Annotated in this window: 24 protein-coding genes and 4 pseudogenes; 8 read left to right on the plus strand and 20 right to left on the minus strand. The window is 68.3% G+C overall.

The window, feature by feature from the left end:
* Window positions 1–86 precede the first annotated feature (86 nt).
* The 3 genes from OG507_RS22350 to OG507_RS22360 all read left to right on the plus strand — a co-directional run bounded on the left by OG507_RS22350 (window position 87) and on the right by OG507_RS22360 (window position 3,170).
* Window positions 87–1,034, plus strand: a complete 948-nt coding sequence (locus tag OG507_RS22350; RefSeq protein ID WP_327368962.1) for a winged helix-turn-helix domain-containing protein — start codon at window positions 87–89, stop codon at window positions 1,032–1,034.
* 65 nt (window positions 1,035–1,099) lie between these two features.
* Window positions 1,100–1,855 (plus strand): HAD family hydrolase, encoded by a 756-nt coding sequence (locus tag OG507_RS22355; protein WP_327368963.1) that lies wholly within the window; start codon window positions 1,100–1,102, stop codon window positions 1,853–1,855.
* A gap of 151 nt (window positions 1,856–2,006) precedes the next feature.
* Window positions 2,007–3,170: a phosphotransferase gene (locus OG507_RS22360; RefSeq protein ID WP_327368964.1), complete on the plus strand. Its 1,164-nt coding sequence runs from the start codon at window positions 2,007–2,009 to the stop codon at window positions 3,168–3,170.
* Window positions 3,171–3,245: 75 nt separating this feature from the next.
* Here OG507_RS22360 and OG507_RS22365 read toward each other — a convergent pair whose 3' ends face one another.
* Window positions 3,246–4,286 (minus strand): zinc-binding dehydrogenase, encoded by a 1,041-nt coding sequence (locus tag OG507_RS22365; RefSeq protein WP_327368965.1) that lies wholly within the window; start codon window positions 4,284–4,286, stop codon window positions 3,246–3,248.
* Between the two features lie 47 nt (window positions 4,287–4,333).
* Here OG507_RS22365 and OG507_RS22370 point away from each other — a divergent pair, with 47 nt between their 5' ends.
* Window positions 4,334–4,999, plus strand: a complete 666-nt coding sequence (locus OG507_RS22370; protein ID WP_327368966.1) for a TetR/AcrR family transcriptional regulator — start codon at window positions 4,334–4,336, stop codon at window positions 4,997–4,999.
* 45 nt (window positions 5,000–5,044) lie between these two features.
* On the opposite strand, the gene OG507_RS40415 is transcribed toward OG507_RS22370, so the two are convergent.
* The 7 genes and pseudogenes from OG507_RS40415 to OG507_RS22400 all read right to left on the minus strand — a co-directional run bounded on the left by OG507_RS40415 (window position 5,045) and on the right by OG507_RS22400 (window position 11,118).
* Window positions 5,045–5,422: a PPOX class F420-dependent oxidoreductase gene (locus tag OG507_RS40415; RefSeq protein WP_442811111.1), complete on the minus strand. Its 378-nt coding sequence runs from the start codon at window positions 5,420–5,422 to the stop codon at window positions 5,045–5,047.
* 90 nt (window positions 5,423–5,512) lie between these two features.
* A pseudogene (locus tag OG507_RS22375) lies at window positions 5,513–6,985 on the minus strand (MFS transporter); the annotation flags it as partial.
* Between the two features lie 92 nt (window positions 6,986–7,077).
* Complete coding sequence (locus OG507_RS22380; protein ID WP_327368968.1) at window positions 7,078–7,566, minus strand: MarR family winged helix-turn-helix transcriptional regulator; 489 nt, start codon at window positions 7,564–7,566, stop codon at window positions 7,078–7,080.
* Window positions 7,567–7,653: 87 nt separating this feature from the next.
* A complete protein-coding gene (locus OG507_RS22385) occupies window positions 7,654–8,562 on the minus strand; it encodes an oxidoreductase (RefSeq protein WP_327368969.1) in 909 nt (302 codons plus the stop codon).
* Between the two features lie 37 nt (window positions 8,563–8,599).
* The gene (locus tag OG507_RS22390) at window positions 8,600–9,214 is read right to left on the minus strand and encodes a hypothetical protein (protein WP_327368970.1); all 615 of its coding nucleotides are present in this window, start codon (window positions 9,212–9,214) and stop codon (window positions 8,600–8,602) included.
* A 332-nt stretch (window positions 9,215–9,546) separates the two neighbouring features.
* Window positions 9,547–10,131 (minus strand): uridine kinase, encoded by a 585-nt coding sequence (locus OG507_RS22395; protein WP_327368971.1) that lies wholly within the window; start codon window positions 10,129–10,131, stop codon window positions 9,547–9,549.
* A 462-nt stretch (window positions 10,132–10,593) separates the two neighbouring features.
* Window positions 10,594–11,118 carry an ATP-binding protein gene (locus OG507_RS22400; RefSeq protein WP_327368972.1) on the minus strand — a complete coding sequence of 175 codons (525 nt, stop codon included), beginning with the start codon at window positions 11,116–11,118 and terminating at the stop codon, window positions 10,594–10,596.
* Between the two features lie 405 nt (window positions 11,119–11,523).
* Between OG507_RS22400 and OG507_RS22405 the strand changes: the two genes are divergently transcribed.
* A complete protein-coding gene (locus OG507_RS22405) occupies window positions 11,524–12,261 on the plus strand; it encodes a VOC family protein (RefSeq protein WP_327368973.1) in 738 nt (245 codons plus the stop codon).
* A 520-nt stretch (window positions 12,262–12,781) separates the two neighbouring features.
* Window positions 12,782–14,113, plus strand: a complete 1,332-nt coding sequence (locus OG507_RS22410; protein ID WP_327368556.1) for an IS110 family transposase — start codon at window positions 12,782–12,784, stop codon at window positions 14,111–14,113.
* Window positions 14,114–14,304: 191 nt separating this feature from the next.
* On the opposite strand, the gene OG507_RS22415 is transcribed toward OG507_RS22410, so the two are convergent.
* The 7 genes and pseudogenes from OG507_RS22415 to OG507_RS22440 all read right to left on the minus strand — a co-directional run bounded on the left by OG507_RS22415 (window position 14,305) and on the right by OG507_RS22440 (window position 18,044).
* Window positions 14,305–14,874: a MepB family protein gene (locus OG507_RS22415; protein WP_327368974.1), complete on the minus strand. Its 570-nt coding sequence runs from the start codon at window positions 14,872–14,874 to the stop codon at window positions 14,305–14,307.
* Between the two features lie 244 nt (window positions 14,875–15,118).
* Window positions 15,119–15,496, minus strand: coding sequence for an ATP-binding protein (locus OG507_RS22420; RefSeq protein ID WP_442811002.1), 378 nt, complete (start codon window positions 15,494–15,496; stop codon window positions 15,119–15,121).
* A 4-nt stretch (window positions 15,497–15,500) separates the two neighbouring features.
* Window positions 15,501–15,890: pseudogene (locus tag OG507_RS22425) on the minus strand (TnsA-like heteromeric transposase endonuclease subunit); the annotation flags it as partial.
* A 140-nt stretch (window positions 15,891–16,030) separates the two neighbouring features.
* The gene (locus OG507_RS22430; protein WP_327368975.1) at window positions 16,031–16,684 is read right to left on the minus strand and encodes a M15 family metallopeptidase; all 654 of its coding nucleotides are present in this window, start codon (window positions 16,682–16,684) and stop codon (window positions 16,031–16,033) included.
* A gap of 343 nt (window positions 16,685–17,027) precedes the next feature.
* Window positions 17,028–17,320, minus strand: a pseudogene (locus tag OG507_RS40420) (transposase); the annotation flags it as partial.
* Window positions 17,299–17,586, minus strand: a pseudogene (locus OG507_RS40425) (transposase family protein); the annotation flags it as partial. The pseudogenes OG507_RS40420 and OG507_RS40425, both read right to left, overlap by 22 nt.
* 89 nt (window positions 17,587–17,675) lie before the next feature.
* Window positions 17,676–18,044 (minus strand): VOC family protein, encoded by a 369-nt coding sequence (locus OG507_RS22440; protein ID WP_327368976.1) that lies wholly within the window; start codon window positions 18,042–18,044, stop codon window positions 17,676–17,678.
* Between the two features lie 63 nt (window positions 18,045–18,107).
* On the opposite strand from OG507_RS22440, the gene OG507_RS22445 reads away from it, so the two are divergent.
* A complete protein-coding gene (locus tag OG507_RS22445) occupies window positions 18,108–18,566 on the plus strand; it encodes a MarR family winged helix-turn-helix transcriptional regulator (RefSeq protein WP_327368977.1) in 459 nt (152 codons plus the stop codon).
* 686 nt (window positions 18,567–19,252) lie between these two features.
* Here the strand turns inward: OG507_RS22445 and OG507_RS22450 are convergent.
* From OG507_RS22450 to OG507_RS22465, 4 genes are all read right to left on the minus strand, one after another.
* A complete protein-coding gene (locus OG507_RS22450; RefSeq protein WP_327368978.1) occupies window positions 19,253–19,738 on the minus strand; it encodes a hypothetical protein in 486 nt (161 codons plus the stop codon).
* 73 nt (window positions 19,739–19,811) lie between these two features.
* Window positions 19,812–20,687, minus strand: a complete 876-nt coding sequence (locus OG507_RS22455) for a hypothetical protein (protein WP_327368979.1) — start codon at window positions 20,685–20,687, stop codon at window positions 19,812–19,814.
* A complete protein-coding gene (locus tag OG507_RS22460; protein WP_327368980.1) occupies window positions 20,684–21,736 on the minus strand; it encodes a TniB family NTP-binding protein in 1,053 nt (350 codons plus the stop codon). Before OG507_RS22460 ends, OG507_RS22455 begins: the two co-directional genes overlap by 4 nt.
* Entirely contained in the window at window positions 21,727–22,437 is a 711-nt protein-coding gene (locus OG507_RS22465; protein ID WP_327368981.1) for a Mu transposase C-terminal domain-containing protein, read from the minus strand. The genes OG507_RS22460 and OG507_RS22465 overlap by 10 nt, the downstream gene beginning before the upstream one ends.
* Window positions 22,438–22,657: 220 nt before the next feature.
* On the opposite strand from OG507_RS22465, the gene OG507_RS22470 reads away from it, so the two are divergent.
* Complete coding sequence (locus OG507_RS22470) at window positions 22,658–23,488, plus strand: IS5 family transposase (protein WP_327368982.1); 831 nt, start codon at window positions 22,658–22,660, stop codon at window positions 23,486–23,488.
* Here OG507_RS22470 and OG507_RS22475 read toward each other — a convergent pair.
* Window positions 23,406–23,972: a hypothetical protein gene (locus OG507_RS22475; RefSeq protein WP_327368983.1), complete on the minus strand. Its 567-nt coding sequence runs from the start codon at window positions 23,970–23,972 to the stop codon at window positions 23,406–23,408. The two genes, OG507_RS22470 and OG507_RS22475, sit on opposite strands and share 83 nt — an antisense overlap.
* Between the last annotated feature and the right edge of the window lie 37 nt (window positions 23,973–24,009).

Consider the following 24,009-nt stretch of genomic DNA (forward strand, 5'->3'; position numbering starts at 1 on the left):
GGGTGTGTTGATGTCAACCGGATGACGATTGGAGCGGCCGAGGGTCGCATCTCCTGTGCTGGCGCTCATAGTTGTATGGTTGACAGGTGACAAATCATGGGTCTGCTGCATCGGACGGTAGGCGTCAGTACCAGCGAGTCGCCGATGACCTGCTGAAAGGCATCAACAGCGAAAAGTGGAGGCCCGGTGACCGCCTGCCCACGCAGGAGCAGCTGGTCGAGCAGTACGGCGTCTCCCGCAGCACGGTCAATGAAGCGCTGCGCATTCTCCGGGAAAAGCGTCTGATCGTCACCCGGCAGGGCAGCGGGACGTTCGTCAGTGGTGGGCCGGAGGACGGCATCACCCCGTCCGGCCCTGGCGTCGCGGCCGAAGCCGGGCACGAGGACGACGATGTGTGGGCGGTCGTTTCGGAGAGCGTCCCTCCTGTGCTGCTGAAGCCCTATCTGGAGGAGGCATTCGAGGCCACCGAGGTGCGGCTCGATGTCTTCTCGATGACCACGGAGTCGCTGGCCGCACGGGTGTCCGACCAGAAGAACCGCATCATGACCGGCGTCATCAAGCCGCCCCGGAGCATCAGGGCCCGGCTGATGCTCCCCGACTGCGACTCCCCGCACCTGGCGATTCCACGGCCGGTGGACGGCTCGGACGACCCCCGGGTGCGGCGGCGGCTGAAGGGGATCCTGCAGAGTCACGCGACGATGCTCAGGGAGGCCTTGTTCGAACTCCTGTACCAGGGGTTCGTTCCCGAAGTCGAGGTCGAGGTGCGGCTGGTGCCGTTCTCACCCCAGATGAAGCTGTACATTCTGAACCGCCGACTGGCGCTACAGGGCCTCTACGTGACGGAAGAGGGCACCATCCCGCTCCCTCCCGACCGAGAGGAAGTCGAGATCTTCGACGCCTACGGCACGGGAGCAACCCTCTTCCCGTACCGTGCCTCGGCCGACGCCACCCCCGATCAGGTCGGCATTGTGCGCACGTTTCAGGCGTTCTTCGATTCGAACTGGGACAACCTAGCCGCAAGGGCGGACTTCTGATCGTGTCTCATGCCACGGCCATCCCCGCATCCCCGGACACCGCGTCCGTTCGGGAGGTGCGGGACATGCTCTTCCGTGCCCGATGTGTCGTACTCGACTTCGACGGCCCCATTGCCAGGCTCTTCGCCGGCGGTCACCGGACTCAGGAGAGTGTGGCGGGTGACATCGCCGACGAGCTGCTGAAGATTGCGGCATCGCACCGCATCGAGCTGGTCGAGGTCAGGTACAGCAAGGACCCCCACGAGGTCTTCAGTACGTATGCGCGGGCCGCGGCGGACCGTGACGGCGCACACCCGTGGGACATCGCGGCCGACGAGATGCAGGGCGCTCTGACCGCCTGGGAGCTCAAGTCGGCGGAGCATGCGGAGCCGACGCCCGGGGCCGGGGCCTTCATCCGCGCCTGGAGCGGGTCGGCTGGGCGGGGGGCGACGGGCGCGCCTCCGTCGATGTACAGGCGACTGGCGGTGGCATCCAACAACCATCGCGGTGCCATCACGCGCTACCTCGAACGCGAGTCGCTGCTGGAGTGCTTCGACGGTCCGGTCATCGGCCGGTGCGAGGCCGATGTGAAGCTCATGAAGCCGAACCCCTGGGCCCTGTACGAGGTGATGCGGGTATCGGGGGCCGATACGGCGGAGCACCTGATGATCGGTGATTCGCTCTCGGACCAGCAGGCGGCGCAGCGTGCGGGTATGCCGTTCCTCGGCTATCACCGCAAACCCGAGAAGCGTCAGGCGCTGCGGACCCGGGGGCCGGGCGGCGGTCGGCTTTCCGTGATCGCGACGATGCAGGTGCTGGCCGACGCGGCGAACGCCTTGTGAAGGCACAAGTGCGTTAGATCGGCCGTGAGTTGTACCTTCCTTATATGGATCGCGACGAGGTGGCCGACCCGGCCCGTGTGTCCTGTCGCCACCACGTGGGGTTCTCGGTTCATGCGGAGTGCGGCCGCGCCGCCGTCGGCCGGGTCCGTCTGTGACGGCGCTCCCGGCACCCGCCGTCGTGGAGTCGTCGGCAGGGGCGATACCCGGGGCGGCCTCCGCGGCCCGGATGCACGTAGCCGCGCTGGTGCCGGACGGGACCCTGCTGGTGGGGCCGCTGAACGGCTATCACCATGAGACGTACGCGTTTGTGCTGCCTGCCGAGGACGGTTCCGGCCTGCAGACCTGGTGGAAGTGCCGGTACCCACGTGAAGGACTCCTCCGGTTCGATCCCCGTCCGTTCGCCTCGGAGGACGCGCTCCTGGGTGCTCTGCAGGGGCGCGTCACCCGCATACCTGTACTCGCCGAGTACAAGGGGGTCCCCATCTACTCATTCATCGAGGGGCGGACACTCGGCGAGGTCAGCCCCATCGGGACACCGCTGTCGGGGCGCCACCTGGGCCAGCTCGGCGGACTCTTCCGCGAGCTGGTCTCGATCGACGCCGACGAGATCGGCGTGGTGGTCGGCCCGCGGGCAGTCGGCAGGCCGACCGGCCGGGAGGACGATTCGGCCGACTTCCTGACGCGGCTGATCGGCTTCACCGAGCACCATGTCTACCGCCGCCACGTGCAACGCTACGGATCTCTCTTCTCCGAACTCGGAGTGCACGGCGGCGGCCTGGACCGTCTGCGGAGCGAAGCCGCGAGGCTGAAACCTCGTCCTTTCGCTCTGGTCCAGGGCGACCTGCACCGGGAGAACTTCATCGTCGACGCGCAGGGTGACCTGTGGACCATCGACTGGGAGCTCGCCATGATCGGTGATCCGCTCTACGACCTGGCCACGCATCTGCATCTGATGCGCTATCAGGCCAAGGAGGCGGACCGGGTCGCCGGGATCTGGTGGCGGGCGGTCGGGGATCTGCGGCCGGAGTGTGTCAAGGGGTGGGAGACGGATCTGGAGGTGCTGCTCGCGTACAAGCGGGCGCAGTCGGTCTATACGGATGTGATCCGCGCCGCCCTGGCCCTGAATCAGCCGGGGCCGGGACGGGAGCCGAACCTGAGACGGCTGCCGCTGGTCGCATGGCGGGTGCAGCAGGCCCTGGTGGCGGCCCGGCGGCCGCTGGGGCTGGAGGCCGTGCCCACGCTGAGGCAGGTGATGTCCGTCTATGTGCGGTGGTTCAGGACACACGCACCCGCGGTCACCGCATCCGCACCCTGAACGGCGCTCCCGGCACTCCTGTCCGGGACGAACCGCTGAGGGGGCGGGGCGGGGGCGGTACTGAGGCAGGGGGCTTCAGGACCCTGTGGTGAGCAGCGCCTTTCCGATCAGGCTGCGTGCCTCGATCGCCGCATGCGCCTGCGAGGCCTCGGCCAGCGGATATACGTGGCCGATCACCGGCCGCAGCCGCCCCGCCGCCACCTCGGCCAGTGCCCTCCCGGCCAGTCGGGCGTGCTCCGTCTCCGTGAGCTGGACGTCCGCGATGCCGAACAGCGCGATGGAGCGCCGTGCCGCCTCCTGAGGGTCGACGGGGGCGAAACGGCCGGTCGGGGCCCCGTGGGCGGAGAACCGGCCGCCTTCGGCCGTCAGCGGGAAGGCCGCCAGGCCGGTCTCGCCGCCGACCCCGTCCAGGACCACGTCGGCCGCGCCGCCCGCGTCCGCCAGTGCGGTACGGGCCCGCTCGGCCCATTCCGGTTCCGCGCCGTCGATCACGGTGTCGGCGCCCAACTCCCGTACCAGAGCGCCCTTCCGCTCACCGCGGGCCACCGCGACCACGTGCACGCCCGCCGCGTGCAGCAACTGCACCAGCAGCGTGCCCATGCCGCCCGAAGCGCCGAGGACCAGTACGCGCTCGCCCGGCTTCGGGGCGGTCCTCTCCAGCAGGGCGGCGGCCGTCGCCCCGTCGTGCACGAGGGCGGCGGCCTCGCGCAGCCCGACCCCGTCGGGCACCGGAGCCAGCCGGTCCACGGAGGCCACCACCCGTTCCGCGCAGCCGCCCGTGGCGCCGACGGAGGCGATGACCCGTCGGCCCAGCCACCCGGCGTCGACACCCTCGCCGACCGTACGGACCGTGCCGGAGACCCCGCCGCCCGGCACGTACGGCGGGCGGATCGGGAAGTACTCCGTGAACCCGCCGGAGCGGATCTGGGTCTCCACGAAGCCGATGTCAACGTGGCTCACCTCGATCACCACCTCACCCGGACCTGCCATCGGCTCGGGCAGCTGGGCCGCCACCAGCACCTGCGGACCGCCCGACTCCCTGACCAGCACCGCACGCATCTGGACCACACCCTTCCGGCCGTCGGCGTCCGGCTCGTCCGGCGCCCGTGTGCCCACTCTCGGACGTCAAGTCAAGTTGAGGTCAAGGCGTACGCTTCATCGTCATGAGCGGAGAGAAGCCCGGGCCCGGGACGGCGGCGCATGCGCCCCCTGCGGCCCCTGCGTCGATGAGCCTGCGGGAGCGGAAGAAGCGGCTGACGTATCAGGCGGTCTCCGATGCCGCGATCGCGATGTTCCTGGAGCGGGGCTTCGACAAGGTCTCGGTGGCGGAGGTGGCGGCCGCAGCGGACATCTCCAAGCCGACGCTGTTCCGGTACTTCCCGTCCAAGGAGGATCTGGCACTGCACCGGTTCGCCGACCACGAGGACGAGGCCGCCCGCGTCGTCGCCGCCCGCGCGGAGACCGAATCTCCCCTGGACGCCCTGCGCCGCCACTTCCTGGACGGCCTGGAGCGACGCGACCCGGTGACCGGGCTCTGCGACGCCCCGCAGGTGCTGGCGTTCATGCGGCTGCTGTACGGGACGCCGTCCCTGGTGGCCCGCCTGTACGCCTACCAGGGCCGCTCGGAGGCGGCGCTCGCCCGTGCGCTGGGCGACCGGGTGCGGGACAGACTGGCCGCGGGCCAGATCATCGCCGTACAGCGCATCCTGGGCCTGGAGAACTGGCGGCGGATCGACGCGGGGGAGAGTGCGGACCAGGCGTACGGAAGCGCCGTCGAGGCGGCCGAACTCGCCTTCGTACAGCTGCGGTCGGGGCTCGGGGACGAGTAGGAGGGGGCGCGGTCGAAACCGCGGGCCCGGCGCGCACGGCCGCCGTCAGTTGCCGGCCGGTATGTCCAGCGCCGTCCCGTACAGCCGGCCGATCCGGAGGCGGATCACCACGCGCCGGTCCGCGACGACCTGCCTCAGGAAGGCCGCCTCTTCCTCGGGGGTCCCGAAGCCCGGGGTCAGGGAGAGCAGTTCGCGGCCGGTCGCGTCGCCGGGCACGGTGGTCGGCTCCGACACCTCCGCCTCTCCCTCGGCGACCGCGAACGACCATACGTCCGGGCCCTGTACGTGCAGGGCGGCGTGCGGATCGTTGCGCAGCTGACGCGCCTTGAGGCGGTCGGCGGTGGTGGAGACGCGTACGACGCGTTCCTCGGGACTCCAGTCGTACAGGACGGTCGACAGGTGCGGGTGCCCGGTGCGCCGCATGCTCGCCAGGGTCCCGAACTGCTGCTCGGTGAGCAGCCGCGAGAGCTCCTGGTCGGTGAGGGCGCGAGGAGCGGGGCCGGTCCCCGGCCGGCCCTGCTGCCCGGTGGCGGTTTGCACGGGGCGCCGCAGCACCGCGAACGCCACGACGAACGCGGTCACCAGGAGCCCCGTACCGACGGCGAAGGCCAGGTGGTAGCCCCCGGTCAGCGCCTCGGCGCGGCCGAGGCCGTCCGCGAGCAGGGTGTCGGTACGGGCGGCCGCCAGCGTGGACAGCACCGCGACGCCGATGGCCATGCCGATCTGCTGCGTGGTGTTGAACAGCCCGGAGACGAGCCCGGCATCGCCGTCCCGCGCCCCCGACATGCCGAGTCCGGTCAGCGCGGGAAGAGCGAGCCCGAAGCCCGCGGCGAGCAGCATCACGGGGAGCAGATCGGTGACGTAATGAGCGTGTACGGGTACGCGGGTGAGCAGGCCGAGGACGCCGATCAGCAGGACGAGCCCGGCCAGCAGCACGTTCCGGTCGCCGAACCGCGCGTTCAGGCGGGCCGAGACGCCCAGTGACACGGCCCCGATGGCGACCGCGGCCGGGAGCATCGCGAGACCGGTCGCCGCGGCACCGTAACCCAGCACGTTCTGGAGGTGGAGGGCGACCAGGACCTGGAACGAGTAGAGCGCGGCCACCATGAGGACCTGCACCAGGTTGGCGCCCGAGACGCTGCGCGAGCGGAGGACCCGCAGCGGCAGGAGCGGGGTGCGGGCGGTGGCCTGGCGGGCGACGAACGCGGCGAGCAGTACGAGGGCGAGCGCGCCGAGGCCGAGCGTGGGCGCGGACACCCAGCCGTACGTCTCCACCCGGACGACGGTGTAGATGCTAAGCATCAGCCCGGCGGTCACCAGGAGCGCGCCGATGACATCGGCTCCGGCGGAGCGGCCGAGACCGCGGTCGGCGGGCAGCACGCGCACGGCGACGACGAGGGCCGCGAGCCCGATCGGCAGGTTGATGAAGAAGATCCAGTGCCAGTCGAGGGCGTCGGTGAGGACCCCGCCGAGCACCTGTCCGATCGAGGCCCCCGCCGCGCCGGTGAAGCTGAACACGGCGATGGCCCTGGCGCGTTCACCGGGCTCGGTGAACAGGGTGACCAGGATGCCGAGGCCCACGGCGCAGGCCATGGCACTGCCGACGCCTTGCAGGAAGCGGGCGGCGATCAGGACGCCGGGGGAGGCTGCGAGGCCCGCGAGGAGCGAGGCCGCGGTGAAGACTGCGGTGCCTGCCACGAACATGCGCTTGCGGCCGATGAGATCGCCGATCCGGCCGGCGAGCAGCAGCAGGCTGCCGAACGCGATCAGGTACGCGTTGACGACCCAGCTGATACCGGCGGGGGAGAAGCCCAGGTCGTGCTGGATGGCGGGCATCGCCACGGTCACGATCGAGCCGTCGAGCACGGTCATCAGCAGGCCGGTGGCGATGACACCGAGGGCGATCCGGCGTGTGGCGCCCCGGACGGGGGCGGCGGCGGGGGCGGACACGGGTGAGGGAGGGGCGGAGGCGGCAGGGGCAGACATCGGACTCTCCTGTCGGAGTGGGTCGACAAGAGGGACCGTAGCAGATGGTTTTGTTGCAGACTATTTGTTTCGGGCCTTGTTGTTGTGCTGGGCTACTTCTTGTTCTGGCGCGCGCGTCGGACGGTTCCGGGGCTCTCCACCGGGGTGGCCAACTGGCCTCCGACCAGCTGATTCAGGGCTCGCAGGAGGGCCTCCCGGTCGTCGGAGGGGAGGGCTTGCAGCGCGTCCTTGTGCACCCGGTCGACGATCCGCTGGCTCTGCTCGGCGAGCCGGGCACCCTCCTCGGTGACCGCGATGATCCGGGCCCGCCGGTCCCGGCCGGACGGCCGGCGCTCGGCGAGGCCCGCGCTCTCCAGGGCGTCCACGGTCACCACCATCGTGGTCTTGTCCATGTCGCCGATCTCGGCGAGCTGGATCTGGGTGCGCTCCTCCTCCAGGGCGTGGACCAGTACGCAGTGCATGCGTGCCGTGAGCCCGATCTCGGCGAGAGCCGCCGACATCTGGGTCCGCAGGACGTGACTCGTGTGGTCCAGGAGGTAGGAGAGGTCCGGGGCGGTGCGGGCGGGTGCCATGGCGGTCATGTGCACCAGCGTAACAATTCGGACTGTGGCGGATAGTCTGCAACCGTACGTTCTGCGGGTTCGCCTCGACCCGGCTTCCTGCGTCGCCTACCCGCGACGTCCGAGCAGCGTCATGTCCTCGTCGTCGAGGGTCAGCCGGCCGGCGGCCATGTTCTCCTCCAGGTGCGTGAGCGAGGCCGTGCCCGGGATCTGCACGATCGAGGGCGAGCGGGCCAGGCCCCAGGCGATGGCGACCTGGAACACCGTCGCGCCGTGCCGTTCCGCCACCTTCCGGAGGTTCTCGTCGCCGAGCTCGGTGTGCCCGCCGCCGAGTGCGAAGAACGGCATGTACGCGATACCGGCGTCCGCGCACGCGTCGACGAGCGGGGCGTCCGCCTGGTCGAGCACGCCGAACCGGTTCTGCACGGCGGCGACCGGCGCGATCGACCGGGCCTCCGCGAGCTGCCCGGCCGTCACATTGCTGACGCCGAGGTGCCGGATCAGCCCTTCCTCGCGCAGCGCGGCCAGCACGGCGAACCGCTCGCCCAGAGACTCGGCGGCACCCGGACCCAGCCGCCCCACCCGCAGATGCACCAGGTCGAGGGCGTCGACCCCGAGGTCCTCCAGATTCCGCTCCACCTCCCCGTGCAACTGATCGGGGCGGGCCTCGGCGTACATCTCACCGGTCTTGTCCCGCAGCGGTCCGACCTTGGTGGCGATGGTGACGTCCGCGGGGTACGGATACAGGGCCTCGCGCAGGAGGTCGTTGGCGCGATGGGTGTCGGAGAAGTAGAAGGCGGCGGTGTCGATGTGCCGCGCCCCGAGCTCGACGGCGCGCCGCGCCACGGCCACGGCGTTCGCGGTGTCACCGGCGGGCCTGTTCCATCGCCCCGGCAACTGCATCGCGCCGAAGCCGAGCCGCGGGATGGCGACGGTGCCGCCCAGCTCGAAGGTGCCGGGGGAGGGAGAAGGGGAGGGGCCGGAGTCCGGCGCTGAGTTGATCGGTGCGGAGGTCATGGGGGCAGCATGGCGGCCGGCAGACGGGATCACCACCTCAGCCGAGCGGGGAGGCGTGGCCCGGTCTGCACCCGGAAGGGACGCTGTTGCCACTGATGTCGAAGTCTCCGCAGGTGAGGAAGACATCATTGAACTGGCCGACCAGGAACGCGAGCCCGCCGACGGCCGCGACGACGCCGACGACCGTCCTTCGCTGGCGTACGGAGAGCTCCGATTCCCCGAACAGCAGGAGTTGCAGGAGGACCCAGGTCAGCAGCGGGGTGCCGATGACGCTGATGATGCCGCCCACCAGGAAGAGCGTCTCGTCCAGCCAGTTGTCGCCGCGGGGCACGACGGCGGCGAGGACGAGCCACCCACTGGGCATGGCGAGGCAGGCCCAGTACACCCAGCCGTGCCGCGGCCCGCGCTCGCGCATCAGCAGACCGGCCAGCAGTACGGCCGTGGACACCGCCCAGAGGGTGAGCACCTGGTAGTAGAAGATGACGCCGTATGCGCCGAGGGTGAAGGCGGGTTCCCAGATCGCGAGCGCTCCACCACCCGCGAACACGGCGGTCCTCGGCACCACCGAGGCGCCGAGGCCGCGCGGGCGGGCGGGGGCGGAGCCTGTGCCGCGGTCGCCGCCGCTGCCGCCGTTGTTGCCGCCGTTGTCCATGGGGATCCGTCTCCGGCATGGGGATATTTCCGCATACATTACCCAGATCCGAGATACTGCCGGGCTGCCCGCGGGCTGCGACTGAGCCGTACGGATGCAGACAGCATGGAGAACCTCGGCGCTCCCCGGCGGCAGCGCTCCAGCTCACCGGCCGCGCACGCCGCCGGGCACGGGGACACCCCTCCCGCACCCGCCCTCATCCGCCGACGCCAGCACATCGGGATCACACCGGGCCCGCCCCGCCCTGAACCGCCCACCGTCCGCCGCTACATCACACCCGAAGAACTCTCGCCGAGTCACATACCGGCCGACACCATGCTGGCGTCACGGCGTCACGGCGTCACGACCTGCGGATGCGCGAACACCGAGTTGTCGATGACGACGTCCATCATCGGCAGCGGGTCGACTTCCTGAAGATAGATACGCTCAGCCACCAGATACCTGTTGCGGTGGATCGACTCCGCTTCAGATCCGGCCCAGTTCTGGTCACGCGCGGCGCCCCGCTGAACGGAAAGTTCCGCATCCACCCGCAACCAGACACGAAAGTCCCAGTACTCATTGATCTCGGGGCGGAAGGCGAAGACGCCGTCCATGATCAGCACCGTGTCCGCGCCAAGCGGTGTCACTTCGGATGAGTGGTCGCGCTGGGTGAGCGGGTCGACGTTGCACAGTGCACAGACTGTCGCTCCCGATGACCGGCAGGGATCCAGCAGCAGACGCTTGACCGCCTCATAGTCGTACGCGTTGCGGTAGTACCCCTCGCCGGACTCCCGGTCGTACAGGTGTCGGTCCCGCCACGGCTTCTTGAAGTCGTCGAGAGTCGCCCGGAGTACTGGCCGCCCCGCAGCACCGATCCACTCGGCGAGTTCATGCCCGAAACTTGTCTTTCCCGCAGCGGTGAATCCGTCGATCCCCACGAGCAGACGTCCCTGACCGAGAGCCAGGATGCACTTCGCGATCTCTTCGACCAGCGTGCTGCGCTCGACGGAGGCCGCCGGAGGGCAGGGCTGCTGCCAGGACGAAGCCGAATGGTGGATGCCCGCCTGTTGCGCTCTCATGAGGTGAACCTATCGGCTGGTTCAACGGCCAGGAGGGTCACACAACAGCTCCGGATCCAGGCTGCCCACAGCGGATGACAAAGGCAAAGGCAAGGAGGTCACCCACTCCTTGCCACTTTCAACGCATAGCGCACCAGGGGGCTTGCGGCACGGCCCAGGACGTGCCGCAGAGTGGTTGGCCAAGGTCAGGACCTGCGGAAATAGCAGATCCGCGAAGTGTGTTGTGGTTTGTGGATGTATGGGTTGCGCGGAACGTCGAACTGCCGGGCACGCCGCCCGCCTCCCTGCATGTCGGGTAACACGTGGACGGCGGATCAAGCCTCAGCCCTTGACGGCCCCCGCGATCTGCAGGGCGGCCTGGGCGGGCGTGAGGTGCGTGGTGTCGACGACCTCGGCCTCGCCGTGCAGCCACGTGCGGGCCGCCTCGGCGTAGGGCTCAAGGTATTTGAGACGGAACGGGGAGTTGGGGCCAAGCACAGTGTCCCCCGCGATGCGCCCGCGGAGTGTTTCCTCGTCGGCGTGGAGAACGAAGTGCCTTACAGGGATGGCATTTTGGGCGAGGCCTGTGCTGATCTCGCGCCAGTACTCCTCGACCAGGACAGTCATGGGCATCACCAGGGTGCCGCCGGTGTAGTCGAGTACGCGGCGGGCGGTCTCGACGACGAGCGGCCGCCACGGCGGCCAGTGCTGGAAGTTGCCCGTCCAGGGCAGCCCCGGCGTGATGTCCATGAGTGTCTCGCCGACCTTCTCGGCGTCGAACACCCGTGAATCCGGGATCAGCTGCTGCACGAGTGCACTGGTCGTCGTCTTACCTGCGCCGTGGGTGCCGTTGAGCCATACGATCATGTGCCCGACGCTAGCGGCGTGCGGGCCGCGGGCCGGTGCTGACCACGTCACAGAACGGGCACGGCAGAAGACCGGTACAGCGGTTATCGGTGAGTGATGAGGATCTCGGAAAACGGCCAGGGCTACTCGTCGCCCCACTTGGTCCGGAGTTCAACGGAGTGGGGTGGCTTCAGCCGGCGTCGCGCGTGTTGTCGGCTGGGGTCGCCCGCTCGTGGAGCGTGCGGGCCGAGTCGGCCGACGCGGGCTTGTGCAGCATTCGACCGGTCAGTGGCGTCGGGGCTTGTCTTCGTTCACAAGGACTCGCTTCGGTCGGAAGTCTCGGCAAGCGCGACCACAGTCAGTACCTGGTCGAGTACATGTCTGATCGCGGTGGTCCGGGCCGGCGGAGCTTCTAGGATCTGCGGCATGGCAACACGACTTGTGCAGATCAACATGAAGGCCCATGACGATTCCGCGCTCGGCCGGTTCTGGGCGGAGGTACTCGGTTGGGGTGTCGACAGCGAGGGACCCGGCGTGACCAACCTCGAACCTGTGGGCTTCGCCTACCCCGACCCCGTGGCCGTTTGCATCGACATCGTCGCCCGGCCGGAACCCAAAACGGTCAAGAACCGCGTGCACCTTGATCTGGCCACCACCTCGGCTGTCCATCAAGCGGAGTTGGTCGCGCGCTTGAAGGATCTCGGCGCGACGCTCGCCGACGTGGGGCAGGGCGACGTCCCCTGGACGGTCATGGCCGACCCGGAGGGCAACGAGTTCTGCGTCCTGGAGCCCCGTCCGATCTACCGGGACACCGGGCCGATCGCCGCGGTGGTGGTCGACTGCACCGACCCACGAGGAATGGCCCGGTTCTGGGGCGAGGCGATGGACTGGACGCTGCACGAGGTCACCGACGACCATGCGACCATGCGCTCCGCCAAAGGCGTCGGGCCCTACCTGGAGTTCCTCCGCACTCCCGACACCAAGAGCGGGTGGAACCGCGTCCACCTCGACGTCTGCCCCTACCCCGGTGACGACCTGGCCGCAGAGGCAGCCCGACTGCGCGCCCTGGGCGCCACCGACCCTGATATTGATCAGTCCGCAATCTCCTGGACGGTTCTGGCCGACCCGGAAGGCAACGAGTTCTGCCTCCTCACGCCTCGCTGACCTTGAGCAACGACTCCGGCCGGTTCCGGGTCAGCGGCGAGGACCGCGTGGCGTCAGCCCATGCCGCCGGAGACGGGGGATGGCATCCCAGGTGAACCAGCGCGCGTCCAGGGGGCTACGGCCCGCTTGTGGCACCCGGCGGCAGGTCAGGTGTCCCATGACCGGGGAGATCCATCGAGCAGGCATGGGGTGACTCCCGATCGGCGGTGGCCGTTTTCAAAGAGTCCTCCTGTAACTCCCGTGACGCCTGGCGGCGTGAAAATCGGTGCGCGGCGCGGCGCCCTCGGGCGGCATGCGCCTTTCCGCCGTATCGCTTGACAGGAACGGGCCTCGATCATGGCCATGGAGGCTGTTCGTCCACGTCGATGGCGTTTGGGCTTGCGAGCCCGAGAAAGAGTCTGACGCGGGGGCCAGCCAGGGGTCACCGACTGTTGCCACGTGCACGCCGATCAGCCTTTCCGTTCCCCTCCGGCTCCCCGGACAGCCTCCACCCAATGACCGTTCAGCACCGGGAGGGACTGTGGACGAGCCGCGCGAGGAACTGCAGGACGAGTCGGTGGCCCGAGTGGCCGCGATCGACATTGCCAAGAACAGCGGCGTGGTGTGCATGCGGCTGCCAAACGACGCCCGCGAGGGAAGGCGCACTCAACGGGTGTGGACCGTCGCAGCGACCACCAACGCGATCCTGGAGCTCGGCGACCACCTGGTCTGTCAGGGCGTCGAGTTGGTGGTGATGGAGGCGACCGGGGCCTACTGGCGCCCCTTCTACTATCTGCTTGAGGGCCGGGGACTGCGGTGCTGGCTGGTGAACGCGCGCCAGGTCAAGAACGTCCCGGGCCGGCCGAAGACCGACAAGCTGGACTCGGTTTGGCTGGCCAAGCTCGCCGAGCGCGGCATGATCCGCCCCTCCTTCGTGCCGTCCAAGCCGGTGCGGCACCTGCGGGACTTCACCCGCACCCGCACCGTCTTCGTTCACGAGCGCACCCGCCACAAGCAGCGCGTCGACAAGGTCCTGCAGGATGCGCAGATCAAACTCTCGTCGGTGGCCACCGACTCACTCGGCGTCTCGGGACGGGCCATGATGGAGGCGCTGATCGCGGGAGAACGCAGCCCCCGGGCCCTGGCCGGCCTCGCTCAAGGACGGCTGACCGCCAAACACGACGCCCTGGTGGAGGCCCTGACCGGGCAGTTCGAAGAGCATCACGCCCGGCTGCTGAGGATCCTGCTGGCCACGGTCGACCACCTCACCGCGCAGATCACCGCACTCGACCAGGAGATCGCCGCGACGCTGGCGGCCCTGCCCGACCCCCGCAGTAGCATGTCGGCCCCTTCGCCGCCCGGCGGCGCGTCGTTCGGCGCCGGGCTGCTGGCCCGCCTGGACGAGATCCCTGGGGTCGGCCCGACCTCGGCGCGAGTCATCCTGGCCGAGATCGGTCCCGACATGAGCGTCTTCCCCACACCCGCTCATCTCGCCTCGTGGGCCAAGCTGTGCCCCCGCACCATCCAGTCCGGCGCCAAGAGCACCACCGGGCCCGCCGGCAAGGGGAACGCATGGCTCAAGGGCGCCCTGGGCGAAGCGGCCAGCGCCGCCGCCCGGACCGATACCTTTCTCGGTGCCCGATACCGGCGGCTGGTCAAACGGCGAGGCCACGCCAAGGCCCTGGTCGCGGTCGCACGATCCATCCTCGTCATCGTCTGGCACCTGATCGACGACCCAGAGGCCCGGTATCAGGAACTCGGCCCGGACTGGCACCAGCGACATCTCAATCCTCAGCGCAAGACCCGCGACCTCGTCCGGCAGCTCGAACACCTCGGCCACCAAGTCACCCTCGCCCCCACCAGCACGGCCTGACCAGCCCCGCCGCTTCGTAGTGAGACCGTTCGGCTCCGCCGAACGGCGCTGCCGCCTGCCTACGTGAACATTGATTTACCGTTCAGCGCCATCAACGGCGGCGGTGTTCTCGGCTTGACGGCCGGGCGGCGGCCACCCCTGCTGTGATCGCGTGACGGGCTGGCTCTTTTTGCGCTTGTGCCGGCGCCGTCCTACGGGTGGTAGAGCTCTTGGGCACAGGCGGAGTCGATGGACCCGTCCTGGGGCAGGTGCAGGAAGTAGTCCAGTTGCCACGCCTGCGCCATGCCGGCTTGGCGGTTGGTGGTGGTTACCCAGGGCGGGTAGACGCGGAGGGCTCGTTTTCCACCGGAACCGTTTGCCGACACGACACCGTGCCGGTGGAGCGCGTCCATGGGAATGACGAACTGGCCGAGGTGGTGCCGGTCGCGGGTGCTGATGACGAAGAGGTCGACGGGGTCCGTGGCGTCGAAGGGCTGGATGGGCCCGCCCGGGGACCTCTTCCATACGGTGACGAACTGGCCGACCTTGGTGGGGGTCGTCCTGGCTGCGCGGAATCGGATGGAGAGTCCGTCAAGGGTGAATGCGTGGGCGGCGTACGCGGCACTCTCGGCTTCGGGGACCGGCTGCGAGCAGGTGAACCCGCAGGGGTCGTAGACGAGGGCTTTCGCCGCAAGGAGATCACTGTGGGCCGGGGCGTCGTCTGGCCACGGTGTGAATCCGGTGGGGTGGAGATCGGATGAGTACTCGCGGTTCGTCGCCATTCGTTCACCCTGTCACGAATGCTTGGACGGTCGCCGACTCAGCTGGGGGCGCATCTCCCGCCGAGTCATTTCGAATGCCGCCGGTGTCCAGAAGCACGGGCAGGGAGTCCGAGATCGTTGTGTGACGAACAATCTGGACGCCCTGCTGACCGGCTGTACGTGAGGACCGATTGTCGGCGACGCCTGAATCATGACCCACTATCGACGGTTGAAAAGTAACCCCCGGTCGGTCAGTTGATGTTGGTCATTCCCCGGTGCTGGCTGCTGGAACCCGTCCGAGGTCGCGTCCGCGCATCCGGTAGCTGTCGCCCTTGAGGGAGGTCACTTCGGCATGGTGGACGAGTCGGTCGATCATCGCGGCGGCGACGGTGTCGTCGCCGAAGACCTCGCCCCAGCGGCCGAAGGGCTTGTTGCTGGTGACGATCACGGACGCGCGTTCGTATCTTCCTGAGATGAACTGGAAGAACAGGTTCGCGGCCTCGGGTTCGAACGGAATGTAGCCGACCTCGTCGACCACGATCAGCGGGATCCGGCCGAGACGGGTGAGCTCGTCGCTGAGCCGCCCTGCCGAGCACCGGATCCACCTCGCCGGTAACCCGGTATCGCCACAGCACCGCCTCACAAGTCGCCCGCGCCGTCGCGAACTTGACCCCCGACTGTGGGTTGATTTGGTCCAATGGCCGGCAGTCCACCACCAGCCCCTGCCCGTCCTCGAACCGAGCGAAGTGGTTCGGAGCGTGCGTGATCCGCTTGCCCCGCTCGTCCTTCCAGAACAGCCACAACGGCTGCGACAGCAGCCCCGTCACCTCCGGTGTGAAGCCGAGCAGCATCGAGTGATCCCGCTCCAGCCAGGACTCGAACCCCACGTGTCCGCCGGTTGTCGCCGACCAGTACAACCCCGGGAAATGCCGCTGCCCCCGGTACGACGGAAACCCCGCACCGGCAGACCCGCCTCGAACTCCACGCTTGCTGCCTCGGCCAACGGCAGCCGGTACTCGCCTGCGGCGTCCCGCCACCCGACCTCGAAACCGTCCATCGCCTCAGGCGTCATCCCCACCAGACCACTCAGTCCCATGAAAGTCACTGTGCAGATTCAGCAGGTCTGCGCAGATAGAACGGGACGAAACCACTCACGTGAGTGACAGTCTCCGCAGCCTCAGCCAAGCTCCCGTGGCCCGTAGATGGCGTTGTCGGCGCCGGTGGCAAGTGCCCAGTAGCGATCGCCATAGGACCAGTGCCACCACTCGGTCGGATAGTTGACCAGGCCCACCCCAGTCAGGGCCTCAGTGAGGATCTGCCGGTTGCGACGCGCCTCCGAACCGATGTTGCATGCGGCGGTGTAGCAGGCGCCCTTACTCACTTCCGGGCTGGCATCCATCGGCGTTCCCATGTCGAGCTCCTTGTCATCGGCGGTGACGAGAGTCAGATCGACGGCAGCGCCGGCGCTGTGCGGGGCGATTTCCGGGGGAGACACGAACCGGCTGGCGGCCGCACGTACCTGCTCCGAAGACCAGCCGGGGTTGTCATTGCGGAGCCTTTCGGCGTACCGCTCGAAGTAGAAACGTTGCAGCGCAGGCGGCCGGTACCCCTCGACGAACAGTAACCGGATGCCGTCTGGCAGAAGCTTCCGCGCATCGATAAGGCGACTCAAGACCCCCTCGCGCAGGTGTGCGAAGGCCCCGGAATCGTCTTGCTCGCGAGTGTCGACGGGGAAGGGGTCGTGACGTCGGACATCAAAGAGCGGTTCGTCGCAGTCCCTCGCCGGTATGGCTGCGATCTTCGGATCTGACATCAACACGATTTCGGGCATGGACTGATCATCGCGTACCGACCTCGACGGCATCCGCTCATCCGCCTGACCGGAATCACTGGGACGTAGCACCCGGACCCGCACATCTGGTGGGACTCCGCATCTTCACTGAGAACGGACACCGGTGTCCGTTCCGAACAGAAGTGATCAGGCATCGAGGGCTTGACCAGGCGGTTCTCACTTCGGTTGGGACACCGCGGCGCATGGGAGTTCCACTCAGAGTGCTCAGCAGCGCCGTCGCAGCGTTCCGGCGTCAGATGTTCCGTTTGGGTTGATCAGAGGCGATGCCTGTGACCTGGTCCTTTTCAATTGTTCTGGGACGCCGCTGCCAAAATTTTCCGGCTCATCGCAGAAGAGGGCGTAGTCGGGGTCTGAAGCCGCCGGTGTCGAGCAGGCTGCAGGTGACGTAGTTCGTCAGGTTGTGGAAGCCGAGGGCGGTGCCGCGGAGGTGTTCGAGTCGGCCGTTGATGGCCTCGGTCGGGCCGTTGGACGTGCCGAGTCGGTCGAAGTAGGCCAGCACGTCAGCGGCGCGTTGTTTCAGTGTCTGCCGAGTCGACTCAGCTCGGGCAGTCCGGCCGGGACGCCGTGGCCGATCGTCTTGATGACGGGGGTGATTTCGGTCTTGCCGGCGCGGCGGCCGCGGTCGTGTCTTGGCGCCAGACCTGCCCGCAGCCCGAACAGCGGTAGCGGCGGATGCGGACGTGCAGGATCGTTGCCCGCCGGCCGAGTGGGACGTGCGCCAGTCGGCGCAGCACGCTGTCGCGCGGCACCCCCAGACAGCCGCAGGCAGGGCACCAGTCATCAGGGTCGACCACTCGACAGAGCAACACTGTGTGGTCGGGATGCAGTTGTTGGCCGACCGCTTCCAAGCCGAGGTCATCCAGCCGGCAGAACGACGTCAGGTCAGCAGGGCAGAAGGTGGCTCACGCACGAGCCCGGGGCGCAACTGCGGTCTTCGAGGATCGATGATCGTCCGGTGGCGTGTGGCCGATCAGGTGCGGTCGTGGAGAGTGACGTGGTAGCCGTCGGGGTCGGCGAAGGTGAATGTCCGGCCGAAGGGGCCGTCGATCGGTGCGGAGACGATGGTGTGACCGTCGGCGACGAGAGCATCGTGAATGGCCTGGACGTCTGTGGCGTGGAGCCAGATCGCGGCACCGATGCCGGGCTGAGCAACGGATGCGAGATCGGTGCCGGGAACGACGTCGCGGAGTGCGAACGCGATCGGCTTCGTCTCGAAGACGACGGCGTGCGGAGGTCCGGCCTGCGAGCGGACGAGGCCCAGGTACTGCTCGTAGAACGCCTGTGAAGCGTCGAGGTCGCGCGCTTGGAGCGAGATGAAGTCGGGGCCGGTGGCGGGCATGATGATGCTCCTTCTTTTCGTGTCAGCTTTCTGACACAGGTCAATGTATGTCAGAATGCTGACATGAGTCAAAACGGTGTCGGCGTCGACCTGGATAAATCACTGGGCTACCTGCTGAAAGAGGCTTCGAGCGCCCTGCGCGCAGCCATGGAGGAGGTGCTGCGGCCGCTCGGGATGAGCGTGACGCACTACTCCTGCCTCGAACTGCTGGCTCAACGACCGGGCTTGTCGAACTCCGAGCTCGCGCGGGGCGCGTTCGTGACACGGCAGTCGATGAACGTGCTGCTCCAGACCCTGGAACGAGAGGGCTACGTGACCAGGCCTGCGGAGGCACCCGTCGGGAAGGTTCTTCCCGCGCGGCTCACGCCTAGCGGCCGACGGAGCCTGGCGAAGGCGACCGTAGCGGTCCGGTCCGTCGAGGTCAGAATGCTGGCCGGCATGACCGAGACCGAGCAGTCGGGCGCGTTCCGGATCCTGCAGAGCATGATCCGTTCCCTGCGCGATGGCAACGACGGTCCATAGCTCGTTCCCCGGCAAACGTCTCGTCGCGCCCGGACAGGAGTGCAGCCGAGCGTGAAAATCCGTGCTGGCGACCTCGAAAACCGACAGACCCCGACTGCACCCTCTTCTGCTTCTGTGGTGAGCCGCGAAAGGCGGCATCCTCGAAGGAATCTGTCCTGCTTCCGGGCCGACGAACTCGAAGCCGTCCGAGGCCAGAAGGTGCGGGAAGAGCGTCAGGCTCGCCGTCCCGGCCTCGTCGACGAGCCGCACCGTTGTGCCGGACAGTCCCGATCACTGTGTGCAGCCGCTCGTCCGGCCGCAGCTGATCCCCGACGCGCAAGGCAGCGCAGCCCGCTGCCCTGGGGGCCGGGTCACCGCTCCTCCACCCGTGACGCCAACGTCGTGTCCGTCAGCGCTCGCATCGGGTCCGCTCTCAGCCGCCCCTGCCGCAGCAGATGGAAGATCACCGGTAGTACCGCGATGGGATCACCTGTCAAAGCGGCCTTACCCGATGTCCTGTCTCAGATGAGTCCGGGTAGTGCAGGCCCCTGACCTGGGGTGTCCGGACTTGGTTGAGATATTTGGGTCTGAGTTGTCTCGGACGAGTCCGGGTATTTCGGCATGGGCATATGCCATCAGGGCGCCTTCGCGCTCCCTCGGCCGTGCTGGACCACGAGGACCGGTCTTCCCGTGGGCCAGCAAGGTGTTCAGTCCTCGCCCACTTGCAGGAGCACGACAACGAATCCGTTTCCCCGTCCGGCGACTACGCCGTCGAAGGTGTGCCTGGTGACGGGATTCCATGCGCGTCCGTTCGTCCAGGGGCCGTCGATGTTGGAGAACCATTCCGACCCAGGGCCCAGAATCGCCGTCGTCTTCGTCGCAGCTCGCCTGGCGTGGGTGAGGTCGCGCCGCGGGTGTCCGGGGAATACCAGACTGTCGATGGAGAGGTTGACCATCAGCTCAGTCGCGGTGTCGTGTGTGACCGGGCGGAGGGCTGTCTCGATCTCCTTGATCGTGGTCGGTCCGGTGGCGCCCCTTACTGCCTCGTGAGCCCAGTCGGCTTCGGCGGTCTTGGCGAGGTCGCGGACATGGTGCGCGAGGTCAGTTCCCGAACTCCAGCACCAGCGCGAGTAGACGGTCTCCTCGCTGGCCAGGGAGGAGACGAGCGTTTCGAGGAGGTCTGCATCGTCCATGGCTGAATCCTCGCAGGCCGGTTCGAGTGAGAGTTCGCGGATGCCCACGGTCGACCCTGCGGGCTCCCAGGGTTCAAGCACGGCGGCTCACGGCTGCTTCGATGTCTCGTGCGGTCTCGCCCAGTTCCTTGAAGAACCACGGCTTGCTGGTCCTGCGAAGGACCTTCTCCTGGGGCAGGCGCCGGATGAACTCCGCCCTGAACTGCAAGTACTCGCTGCCTTCGGCAAGCGCGAAACGACGCCAGTGAGGGGAGGCGTAGAGCGACATGGCTTCCACGACCTCGGGATAGACGGCGATGTGCCGGCGGGGGTCCCAGATCTGAGTGTGGGGGTCGGCGCCCATGGCTTCGAGCCGCCGGTGCCGGTCGCTGAGGCGGTAGCCGCGTGTGAGGACGGCTGCCCAGAGGGCAGAGCAGTGCTCATAGCAGGCGTCGAGCACGGTATGTCCGTATCGGCGTAGGAGCCGGTAATGGCGGCGTTGGGCGTCGACCACGTCGGGGAGTCCGGAAAGATCGGTTTGCTGGTGGTAATAGGCGACAGCCTTGCCGATCCAGAGCCGGTGACGGAGACAGACGTGATCGTGGAAGTGGGACTTCCATGCGGTGACAGGGCTAACCAGGGTGTAGTTCCCGGTGCGGCGGGCGACGCAATGCCGGCAGGCCAGCGCCGGGGAGCGATCCGGGCGGCCGGGGATGAAGGGGCCGGTCTGCTGGCCGAGGAGAGGGATCGCGTGCAGGAGGGACACGCGGGGCTGGCCACTGGCGATGGCGAGCCGGTCGATGTAGTCCTGCTGCGAGTTCAGCCAGTGACTCTGGTTCAGCAGTCGTTGGACCAGCACCTTGTTCTTGTCTCCGAGGCGCTTGAGGTAGGACTGCTCGGTCTCCTGCGGGAAGGGGACGACTGGTCGGGGGAGGGGCTTGATCAGCCAGTAGCGGGTGGGCTTGCTCATCCGGCCTTCCGGACGGAGGTCCCTGGCCGGGAGGCGGACTCGCTGTTGTGGTCGATCCGGGTCTTCTTCAGCAGGTCCTGGGTGATGCGTTCGCTCTGGTCGAGGATCGCGGAGATGGCCGCAGCACGGATCAGATGGGAGAGGCTGCCGATCATCCCGCCGGTGCGTTGGTGCAGGTAGTCGGAGAGGTTCACCAAAGTCTTCGGCTGATGCCGGTGCAGCCGCAGGGTCTCTTCCAACGTCGCGACCAGCGAGCGCCATTCGGCGTTGCGGGGGAACGGCCCGGTGCGGACCAGGACGCAACGGCCGCCCATCTGCCGACCGCGGACCCCGGTGAACACCCCGGACTGCTCGACGTCGATGCCTGCATAGACGAAGGTGGCTGGCAGGTGCTCGGTGAAGTACTTCAGGTGGTCGGAGAGATCCTCACCGGCGACCGTGCCGTGGTTCAGCAGGTGGATCTCATCGACCAGTACGAGGTCCGTGCGGGCTTCGGTCATCACCTGGCAGACGACGTTGGTGATGTCGATCGTGTTGTGCCGGGCTGACACGGCGGGCAGGCCGAGGAAGCGGGCGAACTCGATGGCGAGTTTGCGGGGCGAGCCTTTGGGCGGAGCGGTCAGGTAGACGACCGGGATCCGGTCGTTTCCGGGATAGCGCTGGCGGACCCGTAGTTCGTGGAGGCGCCCGAGCTGCTTGAGAGCAGTCGTCTTGCCGGTCGTCTGCCGTCCGGAGACGATCAGCCCGCGGCGGGCCCCGGTTTCACGCTGGTTGAGCAGGGTCAGCAACCGTCCCTGATGGGCGATCTCCCGGACGGCCGCGGTGCGTACGACCTGAAGTTCGGAGTGATAGAGGACCCGGGCATCGTCATAGACCTCACGGTCCGCAGGGCTCAGCGACTGCCACCGCTGTTCTGGCAGCAGCGGGAAGTCCGCCGGATCGGCATCGACGAACTGACGCCATCCGGTGAGCTGGGTGGTGGGGTCCCGCCGGATCTCCAGCAGGTCCACGGCGTCCTGTCCTTTCGGCCCCGGAGTGCTCACCACCACGTCTCGGCCTCCTTGCGGGCGTCGAAGATTCCCAGCGGAACCACATCTGCGAGGCCGTCCTCGTTCTGCGCTGCCTCGGGCGCGGGCTCCTCGGCGGGCTCGGGCTCGGCCGGCCGGGGCCAGGAAGGAGTACTCGTGGCCCGGGTGCGGGCGGCGACCTTGCGGTCCTTGCGACTGCGTCCCGAAGATCGGGGCGTTGTGCCCTGCGGGCCGTCGGCAGCCCGGTCCAGGAGGTCGACCGCGGCCCGAGCGATCTCCTCCTCGGTGACAGGGTCGGCGCCGCGCTGGGCAAGGACGCGGCGGGCGTGGTCCCAGGCCAGCTCGCCCATCGGAGTCGGGGCGGTGCGAAGGTGCCGCCAGAGCGCCATGATCCAGGTCCCCTCGCGGTGATTGCGTACCCATATGCGTGAGATGTCGTAGGGGTCGTAGCGGACCTCCCACCGCTTGCCGTCGGCCCCGGCGCCGGACGGCTGCCGGCGGAACGGGGTCAACTCCGGACTGTCGTAGGTGCGGTGGCCCAGACGGACGCCGTAGGAGTTGATGACCCGGAACTCCCTCGGCAGCAGCCCGATGTACTCCTCGGCGCTGAGCGCGACCGGGACGTGTCCGGCCGCGGCGATCAGGGCGGCGTACTTCTCGTTCGGGCTCAGTGCGTTGTGGCAAACCGGATCTCGTTCGAAGCCCGCGGTGCGGGTGATCATTCGGACAGAGATGCCGGTGCGGTCGTGGGCATAGAGAAACGGGCCCCTTGGTAGTGACGTGGTTGTTGAGGCCGGTCACGAGCAAGGAGGCCCGTTGTCGGACGAGTTGACCATCTCTGCTGTGCCTGCGTCCACTGCGGTCACCCTTGGGTGTGACTGCTACGTGCACCGGTTCGGTTCGATCGCTGCGGGGCGGCGGGCAGGCTGCTATCCGAGTGACATGACGGACGCGGAGTGGGCCGAGGTCCGCTCCGTGATGCCGGTGCCGGCCTGGCTCCTGAAGCGGGGCGGGCGTCCGGAGGCGTTTTGCCATCGCGAGATGCTCGACGCGGTGCGCTACCTCGTCGACAACGGTGTGAAGTGGACGGCTCTGCCGGTCGACTTCCCGTACTGGCGGGCGGTCTACGATTTCTTCCGCCGCTGGCGGTCCTACGACTACGTGCGTGAGCTGTACGAACGCCTGCGACGCTCGGCGAGGGAACGCACGGGCCGCAACGCCGAGCCCAGTGGGGGGATCATCGACAGTCAGTCGGTGGACGCCTCCGAAACCGTCGGTGAGGACAGTCGCGGATACGACGGGGGCAAGTCATGTGACGGCCGCAAGCGCCACATCCTGACCGACACAGAGGGCCTGCTCCTGGAGGTCACCGTGACCACAGCGGATGTGCATGACTCCAAGGCCGCCCCGGCGCTGCTGGAGGCATTCATGGAACAGCCGGGCCGACTGCTAATACTGGTGTGGGTCGACAGCGCCTACCAGGGTCCGGCGCTGGCGAAGGCGTTCGCCCGCCACGGGGTGCGGATCGAGGTCGTGCGCCGGTCCGACGGACAACGCGGATTTGTCGTACTGGCCCGCAGGTGGGTGGTGGAGCGAACGCTGAGCTGGCTCTCCCGCTCACGCCGCCTCAACCGCGACCACGAACGCCGCCCCGATCACCACCAGCAGATGGTGTGGTGGGCCGCCGTGATCAGGCTGTCGAGGCGCCTGGCCGCAGACGCTCCGCGCTGGCCGGAGAAGCGTCCCGAGCGACTGCTCCCGGCGCCGGCGTGAACCGCCCGTCCTCCGCCCGCAGCAGCCAGCCCCGCTTCTCCAGCGCATAGGCACGGTGACGGATCTTCTCCACCTCGTTCTTGATCTCCGCCTCCCGGCCCACCGCCCGGGTCAGCTCCACCCCGTTCACCGGCCCCGAAGCGGCCACCACCGCGGCGAACACCTCCCGATACACGCCGTTGAGCACCTCCTCACCGATGCCCGGCCGCCACACCGGCGGCCGCCCACCATGCACCGGGCCTGAACCGTTCGGTCCCCCAGTGGCAGCCACCTCACCACCAGACAGCACAGAAACCGGCGTATTCACCGCGCTCTCCTCGGCCAGCACCGACACCAGCTCCTCACGCCCCACCCGGGCCCGCTCGACCCGCTCCCGCGCGGCATCCACCTCCGCCTGAGCCTGCTCGAGGACCTCCGTCCAGGACTCCAGCTCCTGCCTCGCCCGCGCCTCACGCCGCTCCATCAACCCCAGCACCGACGGCATCACAACCTCCTCGATCAACAACAAGCCGTCCGCTGCC

Origin of the sequence: Streptomyces sp. NBC_01217 (assembly GCF_035994185.1) — a bacterium.
Taxonomy (GTDB): domain Bacteria; phylum Actinomycetota; class Actinomycetes; order Streptomycetales; family Streptomycetaceae; genus Streptomyces.

Bases quoted from the DNA above. Each gene is read 5' to 3' on its own strand.
- OG507_RS22355 (WP_327368963.1), top strand. From the start codon at position 1,100: ATGCTCTTCCGTGCCCGATGTGTCGTACTCGACTTCGACGGCCCCATT.
- OG507_RS22370 (WP_327368966.1), top strand. From the start codon at position 4,334: ATGAGCGGAGAGAAGCCCGGGCCCGGGACGGCGGCGCATGCGCCCCCT.
- OG507_RS40415 (WP_442811111.1), bottom strand. From the start codon at position 5,422: ATGCGGCGCACCGGGCACCCGCACCTGTCGACCGTCCTGTACGACTGG.
- OG507_RS22380 (WP_327368968.1), bottom strand. From the start codon at position 7,566: ATGACCGCCATGGCACCCGCCCGCACCGCCCCGGACCTCTCCTACCTC.
- OG507_RS22385 (WP_327368969.1), bottom strand. From the start codon at position 8,562: ATGACCTCCGCACCGATCAACTCAGCGCCGGACTCCGGCCCCTCCCCT.
- OG507_RS22390 (WP_327368970.1), bottom strand. From the start codon at position 9,214: ATGGACAACGGCGGCAACAACGGCGGCAGCGGCGGCGACCGCGGCACA.
- OG507_RS22400 (WP_327368972.1), bottom strand. From the start codon at position 11,118: ATGATCGTATGGCTCAACGGCACCCACGGCGCAGGTAAGACGACGACC.
- OG507_RS22405 (WP_327368973.1), top strand. From the start codon at position 11,524: ATGGCAACACGACTTGTGCAGATCAACATGAAGGCCCATGACGATTCC.
- OG507_RS22415 (WP_327368974.1), bottom strand. From the start codon at position 14,874: ATGGCGACGAACCGCGAGTACTCATCCGATCTCCACCCCACCGGATTC.
- OG507_RS22430 (WP_327368975.1), bottom strand. From the start codon at position 16,684: ATGCCCGAAATCGTGTTGATGTCAGATCCGAAGATCGCAGCCATACCG.
- OG507_RS22440 (WP_327368976.1), bottom strand. From the start codon at position 18,044: ATGCCCGCCACCGGCCCCGACTTCATCTCGCTCCAAGCGCGCGACCTC.
- OG507_RS22445 (WP_327368977.1), top strand. From the start codon at position 18,108: ATGAGTCAAAACGGTGTCGGCGTCGACCTGGATAAATCACTGGGCTAC.
- OG507_RS22450 (WP_327368978.1), bottom strand. From the start codon at position 19,738: ATGGACGATGCAGACCTCCTCGAAACGCTCGTCTCCTCCCTGGCCAGC.
- OG507_RS22455 (WP_327368979.1), bottom strand. From the start codon at position 20,687: ATGAGCAAGCCCACCCGCTACTGGCTGATCAAGCCCCTCCCCCGACCA.
- OG507_RS22465 (WP_327368981.1), bottom strand. From the start codon at position 22,437: ATGATCACCCGCACCGCGGGCTTCGAACGAGATCCGGTTTGCCACAAC.
- OG507_RS22470 (WP_327368982.1), top strand. From the start codon at position 22,658: ATGACGGACGCGGAGTGGGCCGAGGTCCGCTCCGTGATGCCGGTGCCG.
- OG507_RS22475 (WP_327368983.1), bottom strand. From the start codon at position 23,972: ATGCCGTCGGTGCTGGGGTTGATGGAGCGGCGTGAGGCGCGGGCGAGG.